This is a genomic window from Neiella marina (assembly GCF_002165625.1).
GTDB lineage: Bacteria > Pseudomonadota > Gammaproteobacteria > Enterobacterales > Neiellaceae > Neiella > Neiella marina.
In genome coordinates this window covers 1-2,702 of the sequence record NZ_NGNS01000043.1, presented here as the reverse complement: position 1 = coordinate 2,702, position 2,702 = coordinate 1, and the positions used below count along the sequence as shown (strand labels likewise).

Annotated in this window: 2 protein-coding genes; both read right to left on the bottom strand. The window is 46.6% G+C overall.

The annotated features are described in order from the left end of the window. Nucleotides 1–123 precede the first annotated feature (123 nt). The gene (gene gmhB / locus CBE68_RS18540) at nt 124–696 is read right to left on the bottom strand and encodes a D-glycero-beta-D-manno-heptose 1,7-bisphosphate 7-phosphatase (RefSeq protein WP_087507712.1); all 573 of its coding nucleotides are present in this window, start codon (nt 694–696) and stop codon (nt 124–126) included. Then, entirely contained in the window at nt 696–2,261 is a 1,566-nt protein-coding gene (gene tyrR, locus CBE68_RS18535) for a transcriptional regulator TyrR (protein ID WP_087507711.1), read from the bottom strand. The genes gmhB and tyrR overlap by 1 nt, the downstream gene beginning before the upstream one ends. Nucleotides 2,262–2,702 lie beyond the last annotated feature (441 nt).

Here is a 2,702-nt window from a genome sequence, read left to right as displayed (position 1 = left end):
GATTGAGTGCTTCGAGAAAGTTTGAAACTTTAGAAGTTTGCCGTTGCCCCGAAGCAGTGGAGGCGCATTATAGGGACTCTTCGAATTCGGTCAAGGGCTTTTTTGAAGAAAATCACATTTATTTTAGTGGGAGTTGAAATCGGTCAAAATCCACTCAGTCGCTGTGATAAAATTGGCTGCCACATAATCGGCTTTATTCTGCCCTTCAGGTGTAATGGCTTTACCTGTTTCAATCAGAACATTAGCTTTGAGGCCAGCATTTTGTCCGGCTTCTAAGTCAGATGCCCGATCACCGACAATATAACTTCGCGATAAATCGATTGGATGCTCATTGGCAGCTCGAAACAGCATACCCGGCCCTGGTTTACGGCAATCACACACTTGGCGATAAGGTAACATTTCACCTTCTTTGTGGTGTGGGCAGAAATAAACGGCTAAAAAATGAACTTTTTGTGAACTTAACTGATTGAGTAGTTCATCACTGAACCTTTGATAGTCCTGCTCATTGTATAGACCGCGAGCAATACCAGACTGGTTGGTGACAATGACCAGTTCAAGCCCTGCGGCTATCAATTGGCGACAACCGTCAGCGACACCGGCCAAGATCTCTAATTCATCAAGCTTGTGGGTATAACCAGTATCGCGATTGATGACGCCGTCTCTATCAAGAAAGACGGCGGGTTTTAGTGATGACATCAGGTGATGGTCTTTTTGTTGATACCATATTCGCGCAGCTTATTGGCAATCGCGGTATGGGATACCCCTAACTTACGAGCCAACTGGCGGGTACTTGGATAAGACGGGTATAAGCGGCGCAGTAAGTTACTTTCAAATCGCTTGACCGACTCTTCAAGGGTTCCTTCAAATGGCTGATCATAATAACCAGAACCGCTGGCATAGGATGGTAGTTGTAAGTCTTCGGCGGTTAACTCATTCCCTTCGAGCAAGCTGATAGCCCGATATAGTGCATTTTCAAGTTGGCGAACGTTACCCGGCCATGGATATTGCATCATGTAGTCACGGCAAGACTTACTGATCATGGCCGATGGCCGACCATTTTGAGCACAAAAGCGTTCGATGAAACGCTCTGCCAGCGGCAAGATATCAGATTTACGTTCCCGCAAAGGCGGCACAACGAGGCACAACACATTAAGACGATAATACAAGTCTTCGCGGAAGTTGCCGCCTTGTACCATTTCAGGTAGATCCTTTTGCGTTGCGCAGATAATACGGACGTCTACCTTTACTTCATCTTCTTCACCTACACGACGGAACGTTCCATCCTGCAAGAAGCGCAAGAACTTAGCCTGCAACGATGGTGACATCTCGCCGATCTCATCGAGGAACACTGTACCGCCCGCAGCAATTTCCAAAACACCTCGTTGGGCATCTCCAGCACCTTCAAAAGCATTCTCACCATGGCCAAACAATTCGCTCTCAGCAACATTGTCGGGCAATGAAGCGCAGTTCAACGCAACAAACGGTTTGCCGTCGCGGAAGCTGAACTCATGACAAGCGCGAGCGAGCAGTTCTTTACCTGTTCCAGTTTCGCCTTGGATCAGTAATGGCGCGTCGAGCTGCGCCATTTTTCGAGCCTGCATCAAAACTTGCTTCATTTGCTGGCTTTGGCCATAAATGCGCTCGAAGCCATCGCCGCTTTGTTTTTGATAAGCGTGTACCTGTTCCCCTAAACGGTCCGTTGACTTCATCAATAACACAGCCCCAGCCAATACTTGCTGGTCTTCCGAGCTCTCTTCATTCTCCACTCGGATCGGCAAAACATCAGCTAGGTATGTACGCTGATTCATGGTGACTTTACTATTGCGAACATCAACGTCGTCATCGTCAAACCAGCGCTGAAACGAAAAGCCATGGACGAATTGGTTGATACTTTGACCTTCAAGTTTTTCTAACTGGCTGCGCAGAGCGATGGCCCCTGCTTCGTTGACCATTACAATACGACCCCGAGTATCGAGAGAGAACACTGGATCTGGCAATGTCTTGAGAATGGTATTCAATTCATGGGTGTTTCGCTCGGAGGGTGTAAATGGAACGGTTCGAACATCTTCCACCCCTTTGATTCGGCGAATTTCTGGCAGCAACATTTGCAACTCAGAAAATTCTAGTTGGCGAAAATTAAGAAAAATATTGCGATTCACATCGGTTTCGATGCCTTTAAGATTCATGCCATGTTTTACCATGATGGACAGAATTTCTTCGGCAATCCCCAGACGATCTTCACAGATGACTTCAAGTCTCATAGCGCGTTCAATCAACCCATTTTGAGTCGCTGTTGGACAACATCCGACTCGGATACACTTTAAAGATAAGTAGGCCAGAAAAATAACGATTTAAAAGACTAATGTAAAGAATTCTGTCCAGCCTCTCGCGTATTTTGCCATGCCATTGAGCGACAAGCTGGCATGAGAACTCCTCGGCAAAGCACCACACTAACGAAAGAGCAAATACTCTAGCTCAGTCAATCAACAAAACGTCGACAGTGAACCAGAGCCGTCAGTAAAGCTAACGCTACGAATAGCAATGGGATGTTTGAGGATTGCAGAACATGAACATGACGCCGAAAAAAGCCACCCGAAGGCTGTCTCTTGATCACATCTTAGAGTTCAAGAGACTTGGCTAGCTCGTACCCTTCAAGGATGGCTTGTAATTTGAGCCATCCTTGCCACAGCACTTTAACTGAA